The sequence below is a fragment of the Halorhabdus amylolytica genome (assembly GCF_004944975.1).
GTDB classification, from domain to species: Archaea; Halobacteriota; Halobacteria; order Halobacteriales; family Haloarculaceae; genus Halorhabdus; species Halorhabdus amylolytica.
Map to the genome: position 1 here is coordinate 69,702 of NZ_SPQG01000012.1, position 25,529 is coordinate 95,230.

Sequence of the window (25,529 nt, forward strand, 5' to 3'; positions counted from 1 at the left end):
CGCGATTTCATGCTTCGTCGGCCAGCTGTCGGATTTCGTCGTTCGACAGTGGACGGTTGTACACGTGGACCTCGTCGATCGCGCCTGCCCAGTGGTCGACCAAGCGGCTGCCTTCCTGTCCGCGACCGATGATGAGCGGCCCGTCCGACACGGGAGTCGCCCTCATGCGGGCCGATCCGACCGCTTCCCCGTCGACGAACAATCGGGCCCGACAATTGACGACGGTGCCGGCAAGGTGGTACCACTGGCCCGTCTCGACGGGCGGTCCGTCGACGACGGCGGTTCCGGACACTGAAAACGCGAACCGTCCCGCATCTTCGCGGTAGCCGAGGGAGAACGCGCTCTCGCCGGTTCCGTCCTGGCTGACCGCCGTCCTGTCGGTTCCGAGTTCCGCGGGTCGTACCCAGGCGGCGACGCTGAACGGTCTCTCCGTGTCGACGATTGTCGTGCCGGTATCGAGGGTGTCACGGTTTCCGTCGAACACGACGGCACCGCCGATACGGCCGTCGGTCCAGCGGGGTGGTTCGCCGAGAAGATCGCGGAACCGGGCGTCGTTGTCGCCAGCCTCGTCGGTCGCAACCGTCCCCTCGCCCTCGTCAAGCGGCCAGTAGCCGACGCCAGTGAGGTCGCCATCGGCTGTCGGGGTCGCGTTTCGCTCGTCGATGTCGACGTTGTTGGCCGCCGTGAACAGTTCGTCGTGGGCCGCCCGGACCCGCTCGGCATCGACTTTTCTGACCTGTCGGTCGTAGGTGAACAGTCCGTTTATCTCCCGCTCGACGTCGGTCAGTTGCGTGTAAAACGCCGCGGCGAGGCCGCCACAACCCTGCGTGTACGCCCGAACCTGGTCGAGCCTGTCGACGTAGCTGTCGGTGAGTTCTTCCCCGTTTGCGGCCGATGCGTAGGAGTACTCCTCGTCGGGGTTCCAGAGATGGCCGTCGATCGGGAGCCCCACGCCTCCGTACTCCCCGAGGACCGCGGTCTGGTCGTCAGTCGGAACCACCGGGCCCGGTCCTGGATAGATATGGCGATCGACGACGTCCCCGGCCGACCTCGGCCCACAGATCCGGTCGGTGTCCCGACAGACCTCGATGCCGCTCTGTGCGTCGACAGGGCGAGTGGGGTCTGCTTTCTGGATCGATTCGACGATCCGCGGGACGTCGAATGCCCCCCAGCCTTCGTTGAACGCGACCCACAGCACGACCGAGGGATGATTGTCGAGTCCGTCGATCATGCGATCGAGTTCCGTCTCGAACTGCTCGCGCGCGGGCTCCTGCGGTGGTTCGCCGCGGACCGCCGAGGACGGCATGTCCTGCCAGACGAGGAGTCCGAGCCGGTCGGCCCAGTAGTACCATCGACGGGGCTCGACCTTCACGTGTTTGCGAACGGCGTTGAATCCCAGATCGACGTGGGCCTCCAGGTCGAACCGGAGCGCTTCGTCAGTCGGCGCTGTGTAGATGCCATCCGGCCAATACCCCTGGTCGAGTGTCCCCATATGGAAGACCACCTCGCCGTTGAGTGTGAGTCGCGGCGCCCCCTTGACCGTCTTCATCCCCACCGAACGCATGCCGAAGTAGCTGCCGACGGCGTCGACTGGGTCGTCCTCGACGAGGAGTTCGACTTCGAGGTCGTACAGGAACGGATCGTCGGGACTCCAGTGGTGCGGGTCGGGGACCGGAAGCGCGAGTTCCTCGCCCGGGTCACCGGTGACGGTTCCGACCTCACTCCCGTCGTCGAACGCCCGCGCACGGACGGTGGTTCCTGCGTCACCAACCTGCTCGACCGTCAGTCGGAGCGTCTCGGCCGCGAGGTCCGGAGTCAGGTCGAGCCTGCCGACGTGCGGGTCGGGAACGGGTTCGAGCCACACAGGCTCCCAGATCCCGGAACAGGACGTGTAGTAGATCCCGCCCGGGTCGTGACGCTGTTTTCCGAGGGGCTGTTGTCCGTCATCGGTTGGATCGAACACGCCGACGACGAGTTCTTGGTCTCCGTCCTCGTCGAGCGCGTCGGTGATGTCGAGGGCGAAGCTATCGTATCCGCCTTCGTGTTGGCCAACCGCCTGTCCGTTCACGTGGACGGTCGTCGCGAAGTCGACCGCCTCGAAATGCAACAGGACGCGTTCGTCCCACGACGACGGCACCGTGAACGTCCGTCGATACCACATGTGGGGTTCGCTCCGTCCGACGCCGGAGAGCGGGGACTCGATCGGGAACGGGACGAGGACACTCTCGTCGAGTTTCTCTCCGACGGGTGGGCGTTCTCCCTCTTCGGCGGCCCGGAACCCCCAGACGCCGTTCAACGACCGCCAGCGCTCCCGGGTCAGTTGTGGCCGCGGGTACTCGGGATGGGGGTTCGTCGGGTCGATGTCGTCGGACCAGGGCGTCTTCAGCCGCGGCGTCTGTGGTTCGAACTCGGTGGCCCTGTCGGACGCCGTCTCCGGCGACCGAGCCGGCGTCGGTTCGCCCACCCGCCGATCTGTCTCCACAAGCGCACAGCCGGCCATTCCCGTGATCACGCCGCTGGCGCCGAGTTTCAGGAGATCTCGACGGGTGGGGCGCTTCCCTGAGCCGTCTGTATCGACCGCTCCGTCTTCCGATACATCGTCGGGCCCATTGCTGTCCTCACGCATCGGTATCGCCGGGCAGGGTTCGCCCCGAAAGCGTCCAGCGTTTCGTCATCGGGTCGTCCTCGGAACGGTGTCTAGTCCCCCTGCCCACCTGCTCCGAATGGGTCCCGTGTTTCGTCGGAACTGGCCCGAGCAAACTCCGGGGCTCTCCCGTGGGCTGTCCAGGCCACCCGGATGCAGCACGGATGACGGCCGTTAGAACGACGAGTAGGTGCTTCCGAACCCAGTCAGACGCATAGCTACCATTCCACATGATGCGTGGGGGCGGCGTCTGCGACGATAAAGGTATCGGTGCCCTGGGTTCGTTGATTCGAGTATCGATCGAACTGGTAGCGCCTCTTGTCGCGACGATGGCAGTACCGGACGATGTCCGGCGATAGTATTTTAATCCCTGCTCCGGAATACGAAATCATGGACGAGTCAGCTGACCAGTTGCGGGACTCGGTATCGCTCGACGGGACGTGGCAGTTCTTGGCCGATCCTGAGGATGATGCGGGAACGCCCGATCTCGCGGATCCGGACGTCACCTGGCCCGGGGACGCCCACGAAGTGACCGTTCCCCACGCCTGGCAGGAAGACGACCGGTATCGTGACTATACTGGGACAGCGTGGTATCGAACCACCGTCGACGTCGACGGCTTCAACGAACGCGCGTTCCTCCGGTTCGGTGCCGTCGACTACGAGGCGACAGTCTACGTCGACGGCCGGGAAGTCGGCTCGAACCGCGAAGGATATCTGCCGTTCGAGGTCGAAGTGACGGAGGCCCTCTCGTCCGGCGAGACCGTCGTCGCCGTTCGGGTCACGGATCCGGAAGACCTCTCGGAGATCCCCCACGGCAAGCAGGGTGACCCCTGGTATACTCGAGTCAGTGGGATCTGGCAATCGGTCACACTGCAGACCCGCCCCGAGACGTTCGTCGATGACGTGAAAGCGACGCCGGATCTCTCCGACGATACGGTTACAGTCGATGTGACGGTTGCTGGGGGCGGTCAACCTGCTGGCGACCTCGACGCCGAAGTGACCGTCAGGAAGGACGGTCGCGACGTTGCAGCGAAGACCTGTGACGTCGCGAGTGGGGACGGGACAGTGACACTGTCGATCCCCGACGCGGACTATTGGACGCCGGATCAGCCGGAACTGTACGACGTGGTGGTTGAGCTTCTGGCGGACGATTCAGTTCTGGATCGGTACGAGGATTACTTCGGGATGCGTAGCGTCAGCACCGACGACGAACGCCTCTACCTCAATGGCGAGCCACTGTACCTCCGTGGCGCGCTCGATCAGGCCTACTACCCGGATACCCTCTATCGGCCTTTCGACGATGATCTCTTCGAGCGGGAGATCCAGATGGCGAAGGACCTCGGGTTCAATATGCTTCGTAAGCATATCAAGCCGGCCCATCCCGACTTCGTCGAGGCGGCAGACCGCCTGGGCATCCTCGTCTGGCAGGAGCCGGCGAACCCGACCATTTACACCGAGCGCTCGAAGCGTGAGGTTCGCGAACAGCTGCAGGGGCTGATAGACCGCGACTTCAACAGTCCGAGCGTGGTCGCCTGGAGCCTCTACAACGAGGAATGGGGTATCGGACTCGATCAAGAGGACTACTCCGATCACGACGGCCGCCTGTGGAACGACGAGGAGAAGCAGACGTACCTGACTGAGCTGTACCACGAGGCCAAAGAGTGGGACCCGACGCGCCTGATCTGTGACAACTCGGGGTGGGCCCACGTCGCGACGGACCTCAACGACTACCACGAGTACTACGTCAGCCCAGACCGCCACGCGGCCTGGGAGCAGGGGATCGACGAGATCATCGACGATCCCGGCGACAACTACGCGGTCGAAAACACCTCGGCCTCGGAGGCGCCGATCCTGATCTCGGAGTTCGGGACGTGGGGGTTGCCCGACCTGCCGAAACTGCGTGAACACTACGGTGGAGACCCGTCGTGGTTCGACCACGATTTCATCGACGGCCTCAAGCGACCAGCGGGCGTGGACGAACGCTACGAAGGGACGGACCTCCCGTCGGTCTTCGACGGCTACGACGATCTGGCCGAAACGTGGCAGCGCCGTGAGGCGGTGTCATTGAAGGGCGTCATCGAGCAGATGCGCATCCGCGATTCGGTTGCCGGCTACGTCGTCACGGAGTTTTCCGACATCGAGTGGGAATTCAACGGGATCCTCGACTATCTCAGGGACGCCAAGTCTTTCACCGACGAGTTCGCCAGGGTCAACGACGACCTGCTGGTCGTGGTCGAACCGGAGAGTCGAGTCGTTGGGCCGGGCGAACGGGCTTCGATCGATGTCCACGTGGTCAACGACACCGGCGATCCGATCGAGGGGCAACTCCACTGGAGAAGCGTCGACGACGGGAGTGAGACCGGGGAGGTGCTCGACGAAGGAGAACGGTCGGTGTCTGTCGACGGGTTCGGCACGACCAGCTTCGAGGCGATAACCGCGGTCGAAGCGCCGGCCGATGCCGACACAGGCCCGCGTTCTATCGAGGTGTCGTTCGAGAATGGCGATCGGCGCGTCTCGGTCGAGGAGCCGGTCGTGGTCGTCGCTCCTGAATCGACCGGTGATCGGGCGGTGTACACATCTGGCGACCTTGCCGAAGCGCTCGCGGAGAACGGACACACTGTCGTCGGGAGCGTCGACGACGCCGACATCGCTCTCGTCACCGAAGTGACCGACGACGTCTCGGCGTTCGTCGAGGCGGGCGGGACAGCGATCGTCGTCCCTGACGAAGACGGACGCATGCACTCGAACGATACGTTCGAGTATCGCAATCTCCCGGCCGGCGAGAGCTGGAACCTCGTGGCGTCGTTACTCTATCAGGACAGCGAGCTCCTGGCTGACCTCTGTCTCGACGCCCGCGTCGGCTGGGCGTTCGAAGATATCTTCCCGTACGATCTCGCCGATCCCGACGCATCGACGGACACGGTCCACGTCGGGTCTGTCGAGGGCTGGATCGCCAACTGGGGCAGCCCGCTGGTCGTCCGCAACTACGGCGACGGTCGCCTATGTAGTTGTACCTTCAGAGTAACTGACACGTATGGGAGTCATCCGACCGCCACTACGCTCCTCGACCGTCTCGTCCGTGAGCTATAGGTAGAAACCGCCGTCCCGGTCATTTATCCCCTCCAGTACCCCAGCAAACGAGTTGGTGCAGTTGTCCTGTACCACTACACTTCTCTTCTCGACTTACCGATCGACGACTGGGCGTGGTCCGCTTTCACTCGGGGTACCGTCGCCGATGATCGGCCACCCGTTCTCGTCCCATGTGATCGGGTCGATCATGAGTGTCCGTCGCCACGTTCCGTCTACAAATCCCCCATCCTCGGTGTCGTAGGCGTGATACAGGAACCACCAGGTACCGTCGTCGTCCTGGATTGCGGTGCCGTGGCCGGGTCCGACGAAGCGGTCGTTTCCTTCGAGGATCGCCACGCCGCTGTTGTGATCGTTCAGCGTCCGCAGATCCGTTCCGTTCTGGTTGAGGTACGGCCCAGTGAACGATTCCGACCGTCCGACTTCGACCTGATACGTGCTGTCGAGACCCTCACAGCACAGTCCTGTCGCGTAAAACAGGTAGTAATACCCGTCGCGTTCGATGAGCAACGGTCCTTCTCGGTGCTCCCCCGCGAGGGGGAACGTCGTCCCTTCGACGTAGTCACGGCCGTCTTCGGTCATCTCGACCCCGTGGATCCCGAACCAACTCCCCCACACCATGTAGGGGGTATCGTCGACGACGTGGTAGAACGGGTCGATGCAGTTGGTCATCCCGAGGTCTTCTTCGCGGAACACCGGCCCCTGGTCCTCGAATGGCCCGTCCGGGTTCTCTGCGGTCGCCAGTCCGATACCCGGGTTCTGGTCGCTCCCCCACACGGAGTACGAATAGTAGAGGCAGTACTCCCCGTTCTGGATGGTGATGTTCGGGGCCCACAGTGAGGAGTTGTCCTTCCAATCGGGCATCGACTCGAACGCCTCGCCCTCGTAGGTCCACTCGACGAGATCAGTCGACCGCAGGATCGGGACCAGGAGTTCGTCTTTGTCGTCGTCCTTGTCCATGTGGGAGCCGTACGCCCAGAAGACACCGTCGTCGTCCCTGATAACGGTCGGATCCGGGAACAGTGGTTCGTAGACCGGGTTCCGATACTGACCCGGCTCCGTCCGGGTGTGGTCCGTACTGTCAGCGCCTTCGCCACAGCCTGCGATCGAGATTGTCCCGATAGCCCCGGCGGATTCGAGTAACTCTCGACGCGTTATCGATACGTCGTCCGGCATATGCGCTACCGGTATTGATGGTGTATTAATGCTACTGGTTTTATCGCGGCGATACGAACGAAGACGGTCGCTATATCGATCACGTCTGGTGGTTTCCACCGGACTTCGTCATGTCGGTGCGCGGCTCTGTTGTCCTTACTGTCGAGTCGTGTTTAGTGAGTACTATATTGTTTGAAAACTGTGAGGTAAGTTTTGGATGTGTCCGATTCGGCGCAACTGAAACTATTTGGAAACGAAGAGGTATGCCGTTTCACCTCATGACCGATGCGTTCGGCGCTGATCCGATGGGCTGTGTCCAACCTGCAATCGGAGTCATGATCGTTGTCCTGACGTTTGGAGGCGAGTCACACCATCGGCCAGAAACACGGCGGTAACGGGACGCGAAGCGTTCCGTTCGCACACCGGGATCCCCTAATTCTGGAGGTTTTTTGACATCGTCTTTCTCGCGGAGTGCCTGCAGGAATATCTCAGTCAATGCGATCGTAGTCATCGAATACAGCCGACTAGGACGACACTACTACGTATCGTCCGCCGACAGAGTTTAATGAACACGTGAATCAGTAGATACTCACTAGGAGAAAAAACTATGCTCAAATCAGACGAGAAACTGTTTCGTATTCTCGAACTCCTCCTCGAGAAGGGACAAGCCGGTGTGACGGAACTGGCGGAAGAAACCCCATACCACAAGAGTACCGTGTACACGCACCTCCAGACGATGCAGGAGAAGGGACTCGTATTCAAATCCGATTCGAAATATCAGCTCTCGCTCAAGTTACTGACCATCGGCGAACGGATCAAACATCAACAGCCGGTCTACCGACATGGGTACAAAGAGATAAACAGTCTTGCCAACGAGACCGGCGAGCTAGTGTACCTCGCCGTCCCCGAGAACGACATGATTACGATCGTCGATTATGCGAAGGGAGAGAAGACGACGCTGTCCGTCACAGTCGGTTCGAGAATACCCATCGAGGAGCATTCGGTCGGGAAAGTGATACTGGCCTTTCGGTCAGGTGGCGACGGATCCGGAACTCGAACAGACCAGACTCGATCATCAGAGGTTTCGGCTGCATCAGACGTGAAGTTACCGGAGGAACTCCAACGAGCCAGGACGAGCGGATTCGTACTCTCGAAGGATCAAAGGGGGGATGGACCCTCGATCGCGGAGCCTGATCAATCGGGGCCGCGTTCGGAGTCCCATCTGACGGAGATCGAGCACAAGACCGTCGCTGCTCCTGTTCTCGAAGATGACGAACCGAGCGCAGTCGTTGCCATTACGGGACCGTCTAAACGCATTAGCGGTGACTATCAGGAAGACATCTGTCAGCAAGTCATTCGCACGGCAGCCATCATCGAGCGTAAGTTAGACGTCGGACAGATCCCGCCGGAGGTCGAAACGTGATCGTTCGAATGGACGTTCAGGCGAGTCTCATCCAGACAATCATCCGTGTCTGAGTGCGGTTATTTCGAGCATAGTACGGTATCGCGGTAAACTCGACGGAAGACGTTTCGACCGAATCCAGCGATCGATACAGCTGGTCTTGCCACTCTTCGAGGTTTTGGACGCTCCCATCCCCTTCGATCACGGTCATTCCATCCAGCATCGATTCGGTGTAGCGGGCGCTGATCGAGTCGGGATTCGAAAGTATGAGATGATGGACCGGGTATGGATTATCGATGCCTTCGAGACAGTACACGAGTGGGCCCCGACGCAATGCTGCGTGTGCCTCGTCACTCCCGACTTCTGGGTGTGCGACGACCACGTCGGGTTCGACCGCAAGTGACAGATCGATCTGATCACCATCGTTCCACGTTCGCTCGATCTTTGCGTACCCGTTTTCAGACTCGATAGCTACGGATTCGTCGTTGATTTCGATCGCTTCGCTCTCGGTCCATTCCGGAATCCGAAGATTGAGCGTGAACTTCGCCGATCCTTCCATGGACAGCCGGATCTCTATATCCCCGTCCCACGGATACTCGGTACTCTGTTCGAGGGTAATCGAACGGCCCGAGAGCGTCGTTTCCACGGTACTTCCGACGTAGAGATTGACGAACACTTCGTCGTCCGATAGGGCGTAGATATATTTCCCAAGGGACGCGAGCACCCGTGACAGATTCGGCGGGCAACATGCGACGTAAAACCACTTGTGCCGGTGATACTCTGCGTCTGTCGTGAGTGGGTTCGAGTAGCAGTATCGCGTGCCATCGAGTGAGATTCCCGACAACAGCCCGTTGTACAGGATTCGCTCCAGGATATCTACGTATTCACTTTCGCCAGTCAACTCGAACATATGGTGGCTCCAGAAGATCGCACTTGCCGAAGCACAGGTTTCAGCGAAGGCCGTATCGTTCGGAAGATCGTAGTCCTCGGTGAAGCGCTCGCCGAAGTGTTGGGACCCGATCCCGCCAGTGATATACATTCGTCGAGAAACCATGTTTCGCCACAGTCGTTTAACTGCAGCAAACAGCTCGTCGTCGTCGACCTCCTGTAGGTACGCTGCGACGGCAGCGTATAAGTTCCCCGCCCGAACAGCGTGCCCTTCGATACGCTGTTGGTCCCGGATCGGCTTGTGGTCTTGGGCCCAGATTCCATCGTACTGCCCGGCGTCGTCCCGTAGCGTGTCCTGATATCCGACGACAGACCAGCCACTTTCTTTCTGTTCTTCAGTGAACGTCTCGTCTTCCAGCTTCTGTTCGAGATCCGTGAGTTCGGCTGCAAGAGGGGAGGGATCCTGTCCGCGCCGATCGATGAAATACCCGGCGAGATCCAAATATCGGTCCGCGTTCGTCAGTCGATAGAGTCGCACGAGCGCCAATTCTATCTCCTCGTGGCCGGGTATTTTCTCAAGTCTGTTCGGGCCAAACCGCTCGTGGATGTGGTCGGCGAATTTTCGGGCAACCGCCAGCAAACGGTCGTCGCCCACTGCCCGATAGTGGGCGACTCCCGCTTCGATGAGGTGGCCGGCACAGTACAACTCGTGCATCATCGTGAAGTTCGACCATCTCCCGGTTCGTTCTCCGAACATGAAGTACGTGAACAGATACCCGTCGTCCGCCTGTGCTTCTTCGATCAACGAAATCACGTTGTTGACCTTCTCTTTGAGTGTGGGCATATCGTCGGTCGCGAGCGCATAGCTGGCTGCTTCGACCCACTTGTACACGTTTGCGTCGATGAACGGTGGTCCCTCGAAGTCACCACCGGCTTCACCGATCACCCGACGAAAGTTGTCGAGACTCCCGTTCGCTTGGAGATGGTTGTACTGATGATCCAGCGAGACGAGATTGTTCGTCCGTAGACGCGGCGACCAGAAATCATCGTGGATCGTCACATTAGCAAATCCAGGCGATCGGTATTGCTCACTCATGTTCTCCAGAACACTTCTCTGTAGCATTGTCCCGGTCAAGTATAAAGCCTTCCTGATGTATCTAAACCGATACTTGTGACCAGCGGGGAACGCGGACCAGCCGACTGTCGAAAACAGAGGGCGATAGCGTTCGTCGAGACGTGGGACGGTGCTGGACAGGACCCTGTGTAAATCGCTAGGTGATCCGGATTTCCGATACAGTCGTATAGACGGTTCTTCGGACATCGACAGAACATCGGGAAACTGATCACTATTGTCGTGTGCAGGCGACCTGATGGGATCGGCTTCTAGTGATCGCTGGTTTGAGCCCTTTTCGTACAATCGTCAAGTATCAGCGGTGTCACGGTAGCGTTTGACACGTCAACCGCCCTGTCCTGTCTGTGAAGTATGACGATTTAGCACTGTCTGTGGAAGGAAGCGTACGTTTCACAGTGACATTCCAAGATTGACTAGCGTTTGGGGCACAAGAGAATCTTCCGAACTATTGCTTGGACTGAATACTACGTCATATTTGTGGATTTCATCTTTTTCTCATCCATTACTATTACCGCATTGTGGTGTTATCAATTAATTGTGTATTATATTTTAGTAACCTTCGCAACCGATATACTGGCCCAGGACGGGCGAAAGTCGATGAGTTGCGGTCGGAATAGCTGTCATCCAACTCGATGATGCCCATATTCGCCCCACGCTGTCGTTGATCCAGAATCAACGGATTATCGCATTTCTGGCTGTTTAATGATATTTACCTATCAAAAGAGGTCTACAAAAGTTCTACAGGATATGGGCGGTAACAGAATCGTACTTCTCGAATACATTTAGTAGTGGTCACTGCCACCTTGAGACTCGAAGTGTTGCTCTTTCGCCGATGGAACACCGCATTACCAAACTGTACTGCAACGTCCGAGGTTTCAGGGAGTGCGCAGTAGCAATCTGCCCGCCACAGAAACAACCAAATCTCGTATATATGGGTACATATCTAAATTTTCAAACTATTATATGTATTCGAAACTTATCGCTTCGAACTAACTCCTGGATTTTCCAACACTATCGGATTCGCTATATTTGACGCGATTCAGGTAACTCGTACACTTCTGGAGACAGACACGGGTTGCTCACGCTGATCGATTTGCAACGGTTGACTTTCCCTTGCGTCACGCGATGGGGACGACTCTCTGACCAGTATTCAAACAACTGTACTTCTGTTATTTTTTGATCGGTCCACAATAGTGACTTTCCGAGTCCTTTTCGACCCACTGGTTGTTTCGATAGTGTCATTGAAATATCGGACCTCGAAGTGGAGATAGTATACCGGTCGTTCCATGCCTGGACAAAGTGGGAGTCGTTCTTCGGGCAGGTCGGACGGCTTTTGACTTCCTGTCACCGTGGCTTTCCAACATTGTTTATTGTTTGCTATCGCAGCCACTTGTGTTTAACCAGGGTAAACGCCCCCGAATATCCGGCTCGAATGACCTGCTAACTTCCGGTCTCGCGTATTCGAGTAGTATACCATGGAAAATTGTGCCCGTCGTTGTCCGTTCGAGTATCTTTCCGCGATAATTATTCCAATTTTTCATTAGGTATCCGCTGCCGTGGACTGGTGCATTTAGGAACTCTGGCCACCTTTGTTTATTCACAGTAAACGCGTGGCTCCGGTGGGAAGCCCCGTTGCGGAAAATTGAGAGACAATTCCGCTACGTGAAAACCAGAATGCCACGGTCTGTAACAGAAGATGGCCACGGGGAATTTATTCTGATCGGATTGTCCTCGATGGAGTGATCGTCTTGATCGTCACGCTCCGTTGAGCCAGACGCGCATCGCGCCGGGGCCGCGGTTGTTCCAGGCGTAGTACGGGACGGCGGAGATCGTCACCGGTTCGTCGTCTGTCTCCGCGGTCGGCCGGTAGAGTTTCCCGTCCCACCCGTCCATCGACGGCGCCGTCGCTTCCCCTTCGAGTGTCACGACGCCTTCCAAGAGGTCTTCTCGAAGGGTCGCATCGAAAGCGTCGTCCGGAGCGACCGTATACTGGTACAGCGGTCGGTCGTTGTCGATTTCCTCTAAGCAGTAGACGAGTGGCCCGCGCTGCAGCGCCACCCGTCCGAAGTCGTCCTCGACCGCTGGATGGGCTTCCAGTACTTCCACGGACTGCTCGAATTCGGCTGTGATCCGGTCGTTATCCCACTTGCGTTCGATCGTGACGTATCCCGCGTCCGCGTCGACGTCGATCGGCTCGCCGTTCACTTCGACCGTGGCATCCGTACACCACTCGGGGACTCGCAGTCGTACGGCGAAGGGGCTTGGCTCCGCGGCGTCGACGTCGACTTCGACGGTCCCCTCCCAGGGCATTTCGGTCGTCTGTGTTACGGTCACATCGGTCTCGCCGATCGTTGGCGTCGCCGTCCCGCCGACGTACTGGTTGATCGAGAGTCCGTCCTCGTCGACCGTATAGAGATACCGTTCCAGGGAGGCCAGCAGCCGTGCGACGTTGGGCGGACAGCAGGCACACTCGAACCAGCCCTCGCGGCTCTTGTTTCCGTCGGTCTCTAAGACGTTGTCGTAAAAGAACTGTTGGCCGTCCAGGGAGACGCCAACGAGCATCGCGTTGTACAGTTGGCGTTCGATCAGGTCGATGTACTTTGCCTCACCTGTCTCCTCGAACATGCGCTGGCTCCAGAAGATACTCCCGATCGCCGCGCAGGTTTCGGCATACGAGGTGTCGTTTGGCAGGTCGTAATCTTCCGAGAAGCGCTCGCCGAAGTGTTGAGACCCGATCCCGCCGGTGACGTACATCCGCTTTTGGGTCATGTTCTGCCACAGTCGGTCGAGGTGATCGAGCAACTCGTCGTCGCCCGTGGCGGCCGCGACGTCCGTCGCCCCCGCGTAGTAGTACACTGCACGGACAGCGTGCCCCTCGATGGTCTCCTGGTCGCGCAACGGCGCGTGAGCCTGGGCGTACTGTCCGTCGTACTCACCGTCCTCGAAGAACACGTCTCTCGCATCGGTCGCGATGCCGTCCTCGTCAGGATCGTAGCCCGCGATCTCCTCGATATTCTCGAACTCCTCGACGAACCGATCCGTGTGGCCCCGCCTGTCGACGAAGTACTGCGCGAGGTCGCGATAGCGGTCCTCGTCAGTCACTTCTGCGAGCTTCATCAGGGCGAGTTCGATCTCCTGGTGGCCGGGAACGCCGTCGATCTCTTCGCCAAAGATCTCGTCGATGTGGTCGGCGAAGTCGATCGCCACCTGGAGCAAGGTCTCCTTCCCGGTCGCCCGATAGTGGGCTACGGCTCCCTCGATCAGGTGGCCCGCACAGTACAGCTCGTGCAGCATATTGAGATTCGTCCAGCGCTTCTCGGGCTCTTCCAGGGCGAAATACGTGTTGAGGTACCCATCGTCTTCCTGGGCGGCGGCGATCAGCTCGATAGCCTCGTCGACGCGTTCTTCGAGCTCGGGGTCGTCGCGATCGGCGAGGACGTAACTCGCGGCCTCGATCCACTTGTAGGCATCCGAGTCCTGGAACCACATACCGTTGTGGTCGCCTTCCTCACCCGCACTCGCACGGCGGAAATTATCGAGCGTCCCGGCGGCCTCGAGTTGCTGATATTGGTACTCGATGGTCTGCTCGCGGTTCACCTCGCGGCGCCGCTGCCAGAACCCGTCCTCAATCGTCACCGAGTCGATTGACAACGGCTGTCGCTGTAAAGACATCGTTCCTATTCCGAAAAGGGGAAATATAAATGTTTTGATCCAAACGTACTATAGCGCTCAATTTCCGCAACGAATATAATGGGAAATTCTTACACTTGGTTGAAGATTGTGGTGAACGTAACTCACGAACGACAGAAGCCGCTGATCCAAAATCGGCCGATCACTCTTTTCGAGGCACGTATCGGTTTGTTCTCCGTTGATGGTCGTATTCGGTGTAGCGAGTGCCACTATGTTGGGGAGTTCTGGAGCCATATTTTCGTCTGTGCCCGGTTCGGCGTGACTGAAACCGTTTGCGAGCGAAGCAGTGAGATATTTTCGCTCACGAAAGACACGTTCGACGCTGTTTCGATGCCCGTGGCGTTCAATCTGCAAATCGGGGTCCACTCGTTGCAGTGCAGTTTAGAGATGCTGGGTTCCATCGACGAGAAACACGGCGCTAACGGGGCCCGAAGCGTCTCGTTCGCCCACCGGAAATCGCTGATTTCTGAAGACGTCTTCGACGTCATGGATCTCGTCAGTTGGAGATTTATCTCCGCCAATATGGTCGTTGTCATCGAATTCAGCCGATGTAGCGGTTCGTTTGATTTCGATTCGATTTGGTATACTGTCAGTCCTGTTGGTCGTCGATCCGAATTACGTTTTTGTCGAGCACGAGTTGATTCGAGTCCATTGTCGTTGACTGACTAAAGTTGATCCACGTCCATTGCCGCGGACAGACTGAGGCGTTTCCGCACCCGATCGTGCATGGCGTTTTGCGAACGCTGGACTCCGAACGTTTCAAGTTTATATACGGTCCTCAAAAGTGATGATCTCTACGAGGGTAGCGGTACCGACATTTATATATGCTGGAAGAAAAACTCCAAGGTGTTAATGAAAAAGGAGCTGGTAGATGGAGCGGGTGGCATCGATCGCCGAGCGTTCCTCAGGGGCATCACTGCCGGCGCTGGTGGGTTTACAGTTGCTGGTTGCAGCACGGCCGAATCGAATACGACCAGCGAGTCGGTTACGACAACGGACGTGACTCCTGCTAGTGAGCCTGCGGACGTCGTGGTCGATTTCGGCGCGACACGAGAATCCGCCACGCATAACGCGAACGGTTTCCTGTACGGATTGAGCTACGATGGACAAGATCCCTCGGACAAGTGGTTGGCGGCCTTACAACCCGGGCTGTTCGTCGGCGGTGGGGCCAGGGTCGAAGGCGGCGCCTGGGCCTTGGACGGTGAGACGGGATATGAGAAACGCTGGCGGATGGTCGAACAACAGTACGAACGGATACGTACGCTTCCAGGCGATCCCGAATACGTCATCCGGATCAGCGACCTCTGGGGCGCCGACGCTGTCAGGGTCGTCGATGAGGATCATCCGTGGCCGGGCGACGGGGGGAACTGGGACCAGTGGGACGCACTGCTCGAGCGGATCGTTTCGGACGTCACCGACGCGGGTATGGAGCCGAACGCAATTCAATTCGAGATCTGGAACGAACCGAACTACGAGTTGTTCTGGAAGCGATCACAGGAGCGGTTCCGCGAGCTATGGCGACGCGGGGTCCGAACCCTCCGTGATCTCTATCCCCGTGCACGGATCGTCGGCCCGAATTATACGCATCTGCTTCCTGACCTGCGAAACCGGTTCGAGGAGTGGCTCGAAATGACGATCGACACCGGGACGGTCCCCGACATCGTCAATTGGCACGACCTTCAGGAATGGAACGATCCGGTCGCGGACGCCACGGTCGTCCGTGAGATACTCGACGAACACGACCTTGATCTTCCCCTCGAAATCAACGAGTATCTCCCGCGATCACAGCTGAACGCTGGATACGACGCGTGGGACCTCGTTCGTATCGACAAAGCCGACGTCCAGTACGCGGCACTGGGTGTCTGGACGGAGTGTTGCTCGAACCCTCGACTCGTCGGGTTGCTCACTCCCACGGACGATGGTCTTCGTCCTTCGGGAAGATGGTGGGTTCACAGGCGGTACGCGTCGATGACTGGAGACCTCGTCGAGACGAGTGGGACGAGCCGCGTCGATGCGGTCGCCGGCACGTGTCCGACCGAACCGGAGTCCGTCACGGCGCGCACCCTGCTCGGAACGAACAGCCGACCCGAGACCGTGACTGTCGACCTTCGTGGTCTCGGGGCCCGCCTGGCCGCTGAGTCGCGTGCCGAAATCGCTATCGAACGGATTCCGGACGCCCCGGTCGTCGATGAACCGGAGATTATACGGCAACGGACGATCACCGCACCGCAGGACATTCAGAGGGTGTCGATCCCGTGGAACGACAGGCTCGATGCGTATGCGATCTCGATTGGCACGGATCCGGACGACGATCAGTGAGCGAAACCGGGAGTTACAAACGGGACACTGAGTGATCCGGCGGGTGGTCGACCAGTGTCGTGGTTCACAACGGTACAGCGCGCAAGTACATGGCTTTAGAGATAGATGGTTGATGAGTATATTGGAATGCATTCTCCTCCGTCACGATGCCCCAAATACCAAAAATTATTTACGCTATAACTCTAATCACCTAAACTGCAATGCAAGAGATTGAACGGCGCCGATTACTCCAGGGTATCGCAGCGGCGGGAACAATCGGTCTGGCCGGTTGTGGGGGTGGTGGCGGTAATGGAGACGGTAGCAGCGACGGTAACGGAGGTACCGGCGGTGACGGAGGCGGTACCGGAGACACCCAAACCGCGAACGGAGGGGGATCCGGATCCAGCCCCATCCAGATCACCCTTCGAGAGCGTGACGACCCGATGGCGGCCTACGCGCCGGCATTCAACGAGGGCCACGACGACATCGAAGTGAAGGCGAGTATTCAGCCGCCGGAGGAAAAATACCGCTCGCTCATTTCGGAGATCAACGCGGGCAATGCTCCTGAAGTGGTCGGTCTCGACGTGATTTACCTTCCCCGGTTCGTCGAGCTCGGGGCGCTGGCGGACCTCGGGCCCCTCTACAACGAAATGGGTCATGACGACTACTTCGATCCGTTGTTCCCTGATTTCACCACGTGGAACGATACGATCCACGGACTGCCATTCTGGATCGACTGTAGTGTCTACGTTTACAACAAAGCCCACTTCGAGGAGGCCGGGCTCGACCCAGAGAGTCCGCCAGAGACGTTCCAGGAATTCCTCGACGCGTCCAGAGCGATCAAGGAGAACACGGACTACACGCCTCTGGCGCTCAACTTGGCGGGTTCGGGCTCTCTCGGGCTGGAACTGTTCTTCTTCATGCCCCACGTCTGGGCCGGTGGCGGGAAACTGTTCAACGAGGAGATGACGGAGTCTCTGATCGATCAACAGCCCGCGATCGACGCCCTCAAATTCTTCAAGACGATGTACGAGGAAGATCTGAGTACGGACCCGACGTCCAACGACACGTGGACGTTGCCGCCGTTCATAAACCAGAGCACGTCGATGGCATTTTCCGCGGGCTACATCTCACACATCGCAGACCAGGCGCCGGAGGTCTGGGAGAACATGGGTACTGCGATGTTCCCCAAACCAGAAGGGGGTACCCAGTCGAGTTTCCTCGGGGGCAACGCCGTCGTCATTCCCGAACAGATCAAACAACAGAGCCCGGAGAAGTTCGAAGCGGCCAAGGAGTTCATTCGTTGGTCACAGTCCGAAGACGGCATGCGGACGACAGTCGAAGACATCGGCTACCTGCCCCCGCGACAGAGCGGGCTCGAAACTGACTACGTCGAGGAGCAGAGTCACCTCTACGACGAGTTCACACGGGCGATGGAACAGGGTCACGCCCCGCCGATGCACCCGAAAATCATCCAGATGCAGGATCCGCTCAACGGCGCATTAGCCCGGGCGTTGCTGGGCGAACAGACACCGGAAGAAGCCCTGTCACAGGCGAAGTCGGAGATCGACTCCATCCTGCAGCAGGGTTGACAATACGTCGCGGATTCATAATTCAATACACACCATGAGTATAACGGGATTACAAAACAGGATAGTACGTCGACTGCGGTTCGATCGGAGTGAAATAGACTGGAAGCCGTATCTCTATTTACTCCCCGCGTTCGTGATGATCGCCGTCTTTCTCGCGTATCCGCTCGTGGATACCTTCATCCTGAGCTTTCAGGAAGTCGTGACTCTCGGCATCCAGGGGGAGAAACGATGGGTCGGGCTAGCGAATTACGAGGCGGTACTGACAGATCCGTTGTTCTGGAGATCAGCCAAGAACACGATCATTTTCAGTTTCGGGATGCTCGTCATCCCGCTGTTTCTCGGTCTCGGACTGGCAATGGTGATCAACCGCGGCATCAAGGGAAAGTCGTCCCTTCGGGCACTGATCTTCGTCCCTGTTGTCGTTCCCATCGTCGTCGCTGGCATCGTTTTCAGTTGGATTCTGAGTCCTAACGGACTATTGAATTGGGGACTGACGGCGGTTGGTCTCATCGAACGACCGATTCGATTCTTGAACTCGATTGAACTCTCACTTCCGAGTGTGATGTTGATGGTCGTCTGGAAACGAACGGGCTACTACATGGTTATTCTTCTCGCTGGTTTGCAAGGGTTGCCCAACGACGTCTATGAGGCTGCGAAAATCATGGGGAAATCCAGATGGGCGATGTTCAGGTATATCACGCTCCCGTTACTCAAACCGGCGATCCTGATCGTCGTCGTCCTCGGGATCATCGATAGTCTCCGGGCGTTCGCTCACGTCTACGTCATGACTGGCGGTGGTCCCTCCAACGCCAGTGAAATCCTTTCGACGCACTTCTACAAAGTCGCGTTCAGTTACTTCAACTTCGGAAAGGGTGCCGCGTACGGATTCATCCTGTTCGGCATGGCCCTCGTCTTATCAGTCATCGCGATCAAGCTATCGGGAGGGTCTGAGATATGAGCGTCGCTGATCGTCTCACTGGATTCCTCGACACAGATCAGGGCGGTCTGACGTTGGCACAGGTCCTTCGCTATATTGCGGTCCTGATAGCCGTCCTCTTCGTGTTGATTCCGCTCTACTGGATGGTCGCGACGAGTCTGAAAGACGCCGCACAGATCGGGGTGTTCCCACCGAACCTCGTTCCGGATCCGGCGACGTTAGAACCGTACTTTGAGGCATGGGATACGGGACCCTGGGGACAGTATTTCATCAACACTGTCATCGTCAGTAGTGGCGCGACCATAGGGGCACTCGCCATCGCGACCCCGGCAGCCTATGCACTCGCGAGGTTCGACTTCCCGGGTTCGAATCCTATCTATCTGCTGTTCATGGGGCTGTTGATGATCCCTGCCCAGATCCTCCTCATCCCGCTGTACAACCTTCTCGCGAACCTCGGCTTGGTGGACACGCGGCTGGGACTGATCCTCGTATACAGTACCTTCTTCCTCGCGTTCTCCGTCTTCTTGTTGCATAGCTTCATGACAAACCTCCCCGAGAGCCTCGAAGAGGCGGCCAGGATCGGCGGTGTCCCGGAGTGGAAAATCTTCGGCAAGGTAATTCTCCCGCTGGTGAAACCGGGTTTGACCGCGACGGGGATGCTCATCTTCGTCTTCACGTGGAACGAATTCCTGTTCGCGTTGACGATCCTCCAGTCGGAGGAGTTGTACACTATCAGCGTCGGTTTGCAGTCGTTCCAGGGAATTCACGGCGCGACGATGTACAACCAGCTCTTTGCGATGAGTACGCTGGCGACTCTCCCAGTCGTCATCTTGTTCGCGTTGTTCTCGGACAAGTTCATCGAAGGAATCGCAGGGCTCGAAATGCAATGATCGAGGTGACACAATGAATATTGAATTAAACAACATCACGAAACGGTTCGGCGATCTAGTAGCGGTGAATGACCTATCGATGAGCATTCAGGACGGAGAGTTCATCACCCTGGTCGGCCCATCGGGCTGTGGGAAAACGACGACCCTCCGGATGATCGCAGGGTTGGAAACGCCCACGGAAGGAACGATCGAATTCGATGGGAAAGACGTGACGAACGCATCTCCCCAGGAACGTAAGATAGCGTTCGTCTTCCAGGCCTACGCGCTGTATCCGCACATGACGGCGCGGAAAAACATGTCCTTCGCTCTGGAACACACCGACGTCCCGGAGGATGAAATCGACCAGCGGATCAACGAGGCTGCCTCCATGCTCGGCATCGAGGGCCATCTCGACAAACGGCCGCCGTCCCTCAGTGGCGGACAGCAACAGCGTGTTGCGCTGGGACGGAGTATCGTGAGGGATCCCGAAATATTCCTGCTGGACGAACCGCTTTCGAACCTGGATGCGAAGTTGCGGGTACAGATGCGTGCGGAACTGCAGCAACTCCATCAGGAGATCAAGACGACGACGGTCTACGTCACCCACGATCAGGAGGAGGCGATGACGATGTCCGATCGCGTCGCGATCCTCAACGACGGGAAATTACAGCAGATCGACACTCCGGGGGTCGTCTACTCGCAACCGGCAAACCAGTTCGTCGCCGGGTTTATCGGGAGCCCCTCGATGAACTTCCTCGATTGTCAACTGGACGGATCGTCCAAGACGTTGCGGACGTCCGCGTTCTCCCTCCAGGCTCCCGAAGAAGCGTCCGAAGACGTCGAAACACTGGGAGTCAGGCCGGAAGAGCTGACTATCGCCCCCTCCGGAGAAGGGGATCTGTCGGCGGAAGTATCCGTATTCGAACAGATCGGCTCGTACAATATATTATACCTCGAAAACGACGACCTGGACGAGGAACTCGTGGCACAGGTCGAGGGCTCGAACCACTTTGATCCGGGTGAACGCGTCGACATCCAGATCGACCCAACGCACATCCATCTATTTGACAGGGACGGCGACGCCGTGTATAATCCACCGTTGCCTTCCAAAGAGTAGTTCCAGCGCTAACCTATCAGGCGTCGGTTCGTTTGTGGGTTATTCTGTTTGAACTCCCCCGTCGATTCTTATCGGATTCTATATGGCTTGTTGTGGTATCGTTTGACGAGCGTAACTTGGTAAGGACTTTTATGAGTACGGATCCTTCCACAGTTATGAGAGATACTGTTGTCGTTACAGGCGCGCTTGGCGGATCGGGTAGCTGGATCGTCGACGAGTTCCGGGACGAGTACGACGTGGTCGCAATCGACCGGACGCTCCCGGAGTCGCTCGATGTCGATGGAGTCAGTTTTCAAGCGGTGGAGTTGACCGACCAGGGATCGATCTTCGAGACGATCTTGGATGCTGATCCGGCCACAGTTGTTCACTTCGGGAACATCCCTCACGAGGAGAATCACGCGGGTGGCGACGTGTACGAGAATAACGTATTGAGTACCTTTCATACACTCGAGGCCGCGGGACGGGCCGGAGCCGACATCGTCTGGGCCTCCAGTGAGACGGTTTACGGGACCCACTGGCCCGAACCGGAACTTCCTGAATCCTTCCCCGTGACCGAGGAGCATCCGGTCAAACCGTGGAACGGATACGAGACCTCGAAACTCGCCGGCGAAGCGGCTGCTGAACGCGTTACGAACGCCTTCGATGTTTCGGCCGTCTCGATCCGTTCGTCCTGGATCCAGTACCCCGGCCGGTACGAGATCACGTCGATCCGGGAACAGTTCGACTTCCAGAACGCAGGTCGGTTCGGCAATCTCTGGTCCTACATCGACGTTCGAGACGTCGTTTCACTCGTGCGAAAGGCGATCGAGGAAGCTATCGACGGTCACGAGGTAGTCAACGCGTTCGGCCCGGACAATTTCCTCGGTGTCGAAACGGCTGAAGCGATCGAGGCTGGGTTCGGACACCTTCCCGACGATTGCGATTTGTCAGGCGAAGAATCTGCCTACTCGACCACCAAAGCCGAGTCAATTCTCGGCTGGGAGCCCACTCATTCCTGGAAAAGTGCCGAGAACGACTCGCCCCGACGTCCGAGTTTCGTCTGATTTCGAAGACGCAAGTGACGAAATACGTCGCCACTCTCGAAAACGAAGTGCGCTACAATCGGGCCAGTCGGTGCATGTCTTCCTTGGCGTTCTGATAGAGGCTCTTGTAGATCTCGTAATACTCGCTGTAGGTCTCGTGGGTGTCCGCGTCGGGCGTGTAGACCTCGCCGGTGGCGGTCCAGTCGGTGATGGCATCGTAATCCTCTATCAGGCCGGTGCCGACGCCGACCAGCAACGCGTCACCGAGCGGTGCGCCGACGCCGCCGGCCGGGACGATCATCTCCCGGCCGGTGACGTCCGCGAGGATCTCCATCCACAACTCGGAGTTCGAAACGCCGCCGACGACGTGGGTCTCGTCGTTCAACGGGAGACCGAGGTTCTCGACGACCTCGACGTTGTGCAGGAGGCTGTAGCCGCCGGCCTCCATGAGCGCACGGTACATGTGAGCCTTCTCGTGATACAGTGTCAGGCCCATGAACGTCCCACGAGCCTCGGGGTCCCAGATAGGAGAACGCTCGCCCTTGAAGTACGGGAGCGCGATCAGCCCTTCCGAACCTGCCGGGATCTCCTCGGCTTTCATGTTCAACAGTTCGAAGGGGTCGATGTCGGCGAGTTCGCCGGCCTGTTCCTCCGGGCCACCGAACTCGTCTTTGAACCACTCGATGAGCCCGCCGGTCGTCGCCGACCCGCCGAAGGTGTAGACCTTCTCCTCGGAGTCGGCGACGTGGGGCATCGAGACGAGCTTCTCCGAGAAGCCGTCCCCGGAGTGGATGGTCCCCCAGCACGTCGAGGTGCCCATCATGCTGACGTTGTCGCCACCCTCGAAGGCACCCGCTGCCAGCGTCGCCATCGGCGCGTCGACGCCGCCGGCCAGGACGGGCGTCCCTTCCTCTAGACCGCTCTTTTCGGCCGCCTCGGCGGTCATCTCGCCGACGATCTCCTCGGAGGGCACCAGCCGGTCGGGGAACTTCTCGGTCGTGATCCCCAGCATCTCGCAGGCCTCCTCGGACCACTCCAGGGCGTCGATGTCGAAGACGCCGCCGATGTTGCCGGCCGAGGAGTAATCGACGGCCAGCTCGTCGGTCATGACGTACTCGACGTAGTTGTTCGGCGGGACGAAGTTCTCCGTCTGCTCGAAGACCTCGGGTTCGTTCTCCTTGAGCCAGAGGATCTTCGTGTAGCCGAAGTACGAATCGACGTAGTTGCCGGTGATCTCGAAGAGTTCGTCGAGGTCGACGTTCTCTTTGACCCACTCGACCTGGTCGGTCGCCCGGCGATCCATCCAGATTAGACAGGGGTAGAGCGGTTCGCCCTCGGCGTCGATCGGGACGCCAGCACCACCGTAGAGACTGGAGATGCTGATCCCGCGGACCTCGGCGGGATCGACGTCGGCGTCGTCGATGGCTTGCCTGATCGAGTCGTAGGTCGCTTCGACCCAGACGTCGGGCCACTGCTGGGCCCAGGAGGGTTCCGGTTGCTCGACCTCGTAGTCGGCCTGGCCGGAGCCCAGCACCTCGCCCTCGGGGGAGACGAGGACCGTCTTCGTTCCGTGCGTCCCGATGTCCGTACCCATGAGGTAAGTGCCGTCCATCGTAATCACTCCTGTCCGTACCCTTCGAGGTACTCTCGGTTGAGACGCTCGGCCTCATCGGCTGGGATCTCTTCGGGCGTGCTCAGGTCCTCCGCGATCGCGGAGATCTTCGCACTGTGTTCGATGTGCAGGGCGGCCTTCAGCGCGTCACCCGGCTCCGTCCCGGCCGCAAACAGGCCGTGATTTTTCATCAACAGCCCCTGGAACTTCCCATCGCCGGTGTGTTTCGCGAACTCCTCGCCGATCGCCTCGGTCCCGGGTGGGACGTACGAAGAGACGGGGATCGACTCGCCGAAGGTGTCGGCGAGTTCCGTGACGTAGACGGGGATCTCCCGTCCGGCGGCCGCGAAGGCGGTCGCGTACGTCGAGTGGGTATGGATGATCCCGCCGAGTTCGTCGTTTTCCCGGTAGATGTGGAGGTGGGCTCCGGTATCAACTGAGGGCTTGAGGTCGCCCTCGACGACCTCGCCGTCCATGTCGACGACGACGAGGTTCTCCGGCGAGAGTTCGTCGTAGGCGACGCCGCTCGGTTTGATTACGACATGCTCACCCTCCCGACCACTTACGTTCCCGCTAGTCCCCCTGACCAGGTCGTTCTCCGGCAGTGCCATCAACGTCTCGTACACCTCGGTCCGCAAATCTTCGAGCAACATGAGTTGGCACCTATCGATTCTCTCCCTCACCTAAAATTTCTTTGGGGTGGGACCGTGCCCGTTGTGACCGATTATCACATCTGTCTCACTTTCGTCCAGTACCATATATAGTAATAAATATTATATTCATTTGGAATTGGTAAGTAGGATGATCGTGTACATGCCTGTGGATCCACCGAACCGTGATGCTCCCGGGTCGTCCAACAGTGAGATCACCGGGCTTGAGAAGCGGGATATCGACGTCTCGTGACGACAGGTCTTCGCGACGGGATCGATACCGGTTGCCGGATCAGCACTCGGCGTCGGGAATGACGTCGCTTCCGCACAGTCGTCAGAACCGACCGAGAGCACCATGGCCGTAGACACTGACGGGCGACGGTCGCGGTTCCGACGACGTTCCAGGACCACTGACGTGATACCACGGTGGGTGATACGTTACTGCGTCCGGCAATCAGTCGTCCGTTTTCGGAGCGCACAACTCTTGACTCCTCGGAAATCAGTCATCGGCTTTACCACTATCAATCGTAACCCTCACGACGAAGATAATATATCTTATCTGTCTAATTATGGAAGTCATAAAAATACAGTTATTTTATACGGCCACCGATCTATCCCTTGCATTCGAATAGTGGTGTGCACTGTGTCTCTTCGACGCAGCGGCTTTCACAACACCTACTTTCGCTGCGGTCTCAGAGGATTGTATCCGTGTACGATGCGATCGCATTCGATTTGGACGGGGTGTTGCTCACCGGCTATCACACGGCGCCCGCCGTCTACCGACGGGCGACTGTCGAAGCCCTCACCGACTTCGAGGCGGGGGTCGAGGAGCCGCCTGCCGCCCTCGTCGACCCGGACGATGCGGCGACGGCTCGCCGACTGTGTGAGCGGTTCGACGTTCCGGCCGAACCCTACTGGGGGTACCGGGAACACGCCGCGACAGTACTCGAAAACGATCAGATCCGCGAGGGTGAACGCGAGCCCTTCGCGGACGTCGACGTCCTCGAAACCCTGGCTGGGTCGTCCGCTCTCGCGATTGTTAGCAACAACCGCCACGGCACCGTCCGTTTCGTTCGGGAGTACTTCGAGTGGGATGAGCACGTCGGTGCCGCCTACGGTCGAGCGCCGACGCTGGCGGGATACGACCGGATGAAGCCCGATCCCCACTACTTGCGGACTGCCCTGGATACCCTGGAGGTCGATCCAGCCGACGCACTGTTCGTCGGCGATCGACTCTCGGACATCGAGACGGCCGACCGACTTGGGGCCGATTCAGCACTGCTGGTCAGGGAGGGTGAGCGACCGGATGGCGACGCGCAACCGACGTTCGAGATCGCATCGCTCGAAGATCTTCTGGCGGTCGAACCGCCAGCAGAGTGAATTTCGACAGACCTCTCTAATATATTTCACTTAATGAATTGTTGATAAGTGGTG

At 58.6% G+C, this 25,529-nt stretch carries 16 protein-coding genes; 10 read left to right on the top strand and 6 right to left on the bottom strand.

Annotated features, from left to right (window positions below; all coding sequences use genetic code 11):
• Nucleotides 1-7: 7 nt before the first annotated feature.
• Nucleotides 8-2,626, bottom strand: coding sequence for a LamG-like jellyroll fold domain-containing protein (locus E3374_RS13630; protein WP_211194983.1), 2,619 nt, complete (start codon nucleotides 2,624-2,626; stop codon nucleotides 8-10).
• A 408-nt stretch (nucleotides 2,627-3,034) separates the two neighbouring features.
• Here E3374_RS13630 and E3374_RS13635 point away from each other — a divergent pair, with 408 nt between their 5' ends.
• Complete coding sequence (locus tag E3374_RS13635) at nucleotides 3,035-5,734, top strand: glycoside hydrolase family 2 protein (RefSeq protein WP_136689508.1); 2,700 nt, start codon at nucleotides 3,035-3,037, stop codon at nucleotides 5,732-5,734.
• 93 nt (nucleotides 5,735-5,827) lie between these two features.
• On the opposite strand, the gene E3374_RS13640 is transcribed toward E3374_RS13635, so the two are convergent.
• On the bottom strand, nucleotides 5,828-6,907 hold the full coding sequence (locus E3374_RS13640; RefSeq protein WP_136689509.1) for a family 43 glycosylhydrolase: 1,080 nt from the start codon (nucleotides 6,905-6,907) through the stop codon (nucleotides 5,828-5,830).
• A gap of 586 nt (nucleotides 6,908-7,493) precedes the next feature.
• On the opposite strand from E3374_RS13640, the gene E3374_RS13645 reads away from it, so the two are divergent.
• Nucleotides 7,494-8,309 (top strand): IclR family transcriptional regulator, encoded by an 816-nt coding sequence (locus E3374_RS13645; RefSeq protein ID WP_136689510.1) that lies wholly within the window; start codon nucleotides 7,494-7,496, stop codon nucleotides 8,307-8,309.
• 16 nt (nucleotides 8,310-8,325) lie between these two features.
• Here E3374_RS13645 and E3374_RS13650 read toward each other — a convergent pair whose 3' ends face one another.
• A complete protein-coding gene (locus E3374_RS13650; RefSeq protein ID WP_211194984.1) occupies nucleotides 8,326-10,272 on the bottom strand; it encodes a glycoside hydrolase family 127 protein in 1,947 nt (648 codons plus the stop codon).
• A 1,791-nt stretch (nucleotides 10,273-12,063) separates the two neighbouring features.
• Nucleotides 12,064-13,980, bottom strand: a complete 1,917-nt coding sequence (locus E3374_RS13655) for a glycoside hydrolase family 127 protein (protein WP_136689512.1) — start codon at nucleotides 13,978-13,980, stop codon at nucleotides 12,064-12,066.
• A 78-nt stretch (nucleotides 13,981-14,058) separates the two neighbouring features.
• Here E3374_RS13655 and E3374_RS18030 point away from each other — a divergent pair, with 78 nt between their 5' ends.
• The 7 genes from E3374_RS18030 (at nucleotide 14,059) to E3374_RS13690 (ending at nucleotide 21,854) form a co-directional block, all read left to right on the top strand.
• The gene (locus E3374_RS18030; RefSeq protein WP_136689513.1) at nucleotides 14,059-14,667 is read left to right on the top strand and encodes a hypothetical protein; all 609 of its coding nucleotides are present in this window, start codon (nucleotides 14,059-14,061) and stop codon (nucleotides 14,665-14,667) included.
• A 183-nt stretch (nucleotides 14,668-14,850) separates the two neighbouring features.
• Entirely contained in the window at nucleotides 14,851-16,317 is a 1,467-nt protein-coding gene (locus E3374_RS13665; RefSeq protein ID WP_169051855.1) for a glycoside hydrolase family protein, read from the top strand.
• Nucleotides 16,318-16,517: 200 nt separating this feature from the next.
• The gene (locus tag E3374_RS13670) at nucleotides 16,518-17,888 is read left to right on the top strand and encodes an ABC transporter substrate-binding protein (protein WP_136689515.1); all 1,371 of its coding nucleotides are present in this window, start codon (nucleotides 16,518-16,520) and stop codon (nucleotides 17,886-17,888) included.
• A 136-nt stretch (nucleotides 17,889-18,024) separates the two neighbouring features.
• Nucleotides 18,025-18,846 (top strand): carbohydrate ABC transporter permease, encoded by an 822-nt coding sequence (locus tag E3374_RS13675; protein ID WP_169051856.1) that lies wholly within the window; start codon nucleotides 18,025-18,027, stop codon nucleotides 18,844-18,846.
• Nucleotides 18,843-19,715, top strand: coding sequence for a carbohydrate ABC transporter permease (locus E3374_RS13680; RefSeq protein WP_136689517.1), 873 nt, complete (start codon nucleotides 18,843-18,845; stop codon nucleotides 19,713-19,715). Before E3374_RS13675 ends, E3374_RS13680 begins: the two co-directional genes overlap by 4 nt.
• Nucleotides 19,716-19,728: 13 nt before the next feature.
• Nucleotides 19,729-20,811, top strand: coding sequence for an ABC transporter ATP-binding protein (locus tag E3374_RS13685; RefSeq protein WP_136689518.1), 1,083 nt, complete (start codon nucleotides 19,729-19,731; stop codon nucleotides 20,809-20,811).
• 155 nt (nucleotides 20,812-20,966) lie between these two features.
• Entirely contained in the window at nucleotides 20,967-21,854 is an 888-nt protein-coding gene (locus E3374_RS13690) for an NAD-dependent epimerase/dehydratase family protein (protein WP_136689519.1), read from the top strand.
• Between the two features lie 52 nt (nucleotides 21,855-21,906).
• Here the strand turns inward: E3374_RS13690 and E3374_RS13695 are convergent, their stop codons facing one another.
• Together E3374_RS13695 and E3374_RS13700 are read right to left on the bottom strand one after the other, a co-directional pair.
• Nucleotides 21,907-23,445: an FGGY-family carbohydrate kinase gene (locus tag E3374_RS13695; protein WP_136689520.1), complete on the bottom strand. Its 1,539-nt coding sequence runs from the start codon at nucleotides 23,443-23,445 to the stop codon at nucleotides 21,907-21,909.
• 5 nt (nucleotides 23,446-23,450) lie between these two features.
• Nucleotides 23,451-24,098, bottom strand: coding sequence for a class II aldolase/adducin family protein (locus E3374_RS13700; RefSeq protein WP_136689521.1), 648 nt, complete (start codon nucleotides 24,096-24,098; stop codon nucleotides 23,451-23,453).
• Between the two features lie 705 nt (nucleotides 24,099-24,803).
• On the opposite strand from E3374_RS13700, the gene E3374_RS13705 reads away from it, so the two are divergent.
• On the top strand, nucleotides 24,804-25,475 hold the full coding sequence (locus E3374_RS13705; protein ID WP_136689522.1) for an HAD family hydrolase: 672 nt from the start codon (nucleotides 24,804-24,806) through the stop codon (nucleotides 25,473-25,475).
• Nucleotides 25,476-25,529: the final 54 nt, after the last annotated feature.

Bases quoted from the DNA above. Each gene is read 5' to 3' on its own strand.
- E3374_RS13685 (WP_136689518.1), top strand. From the start codon at position 19,729: ATGAATATTGAATTAAACAACATCACGAAACGGTTCGGCGATCTAGTA.
- E3374_RS13695 (WP_136689520.1), bottom strand. From the start codon at position 23,445: ATGGACGGCACTTACCTCATGGGTACGGACATCGGGACGCACGGAACG.
- E3374_RS13690 (WP_136689519.1), top strand. From the start codon at position 20,967: ATGAGAGATACTGTTGTCGTTACAGGCGCGCTTGGCGGATCGGGTAGC.
- E3374_RS18030 (WP_136689513.1), top strand. From the start codon at position 14,059: ATGGGAAATTCTTACACTTGGTTGAAGATTGTGGTGAACGTAACTCAC.
- E3374_RS13630 (WP_211194983.1), bottom strand. From the start codon at position 2,626: ATGCGTGAGGACAGCAATGGGCCCGACGATGTATCGGAAGACGGAGCG.
- E3374_RS13680 (WP_136689517.1), top strand. From the start codon at position 18,843: ATGAGCGTCGCTGATCGTCTCACTGGATTCCTCGACACAGATCAGGGC.
- E3374_RS13700 (WP_136689521.1), bottom strand. From the start codon at position 24,098: ATGTTGCTCGAAGATTTGCGGACCGAGGTGTACGAGACGTTGATGGCA.
- E3374_RS13655 (WP_136689512.1), bottom strand. From the start codon at position 13,980: ATGTCTTTACAGCGACAGCCGTTGTCAATCGACTCGGTGACGATTGAG.
- E3374_RS13665 (WP_169051855.1), top strand. From the start codon at position 14,851: ATGAAAAAGGAGCTGGTAGATGGAGCGGGTGGCATCGATCGCCGAGCG.
- E3374_RS13675 (WP_169051856.1), top strand. From the start codon at position 18,025: ATGATCGCCGTCTTTCTCGCGTATCCGCTCGTGGATACCTTCATCCTG.
- E3374_RS13650 (WP_211194984.1), bottom strand. From the start codon at position 10,272: ATGAGTGAGCAATACCGATCGCCTGGATTTGCTAATGTGACGATCCAC.
- E3374_RS13645 (WP_136689510.1), top strand. From the start codon at position 7,494: ATGCTCAAATCAGACGAGAAACTGTTTCGTATTCTCGAACTCCTCCTC.
- E3374_RS13670 (WP_136689515.1), top strand. From the start codon at position 16,518: ATGCAAGAGATTGAACGGCGCCGATTACTCCAGGGTATCGCAGCGGCG.
- E3374_RS13635 (WP_136689508.1), top strand. From the start codon at position 3,035: ATGGACGAGTCAGCTGACCAGTTGCGGGACTCGGTATCGCTCGACGGG.
- E3374_RS13640 (WP_136689509.1), bottom strand. From the start codon at position 6,907: ATGCCGGACGACGTATCGATAACGCGTCGAGAGTTACTCGAATCCGCC.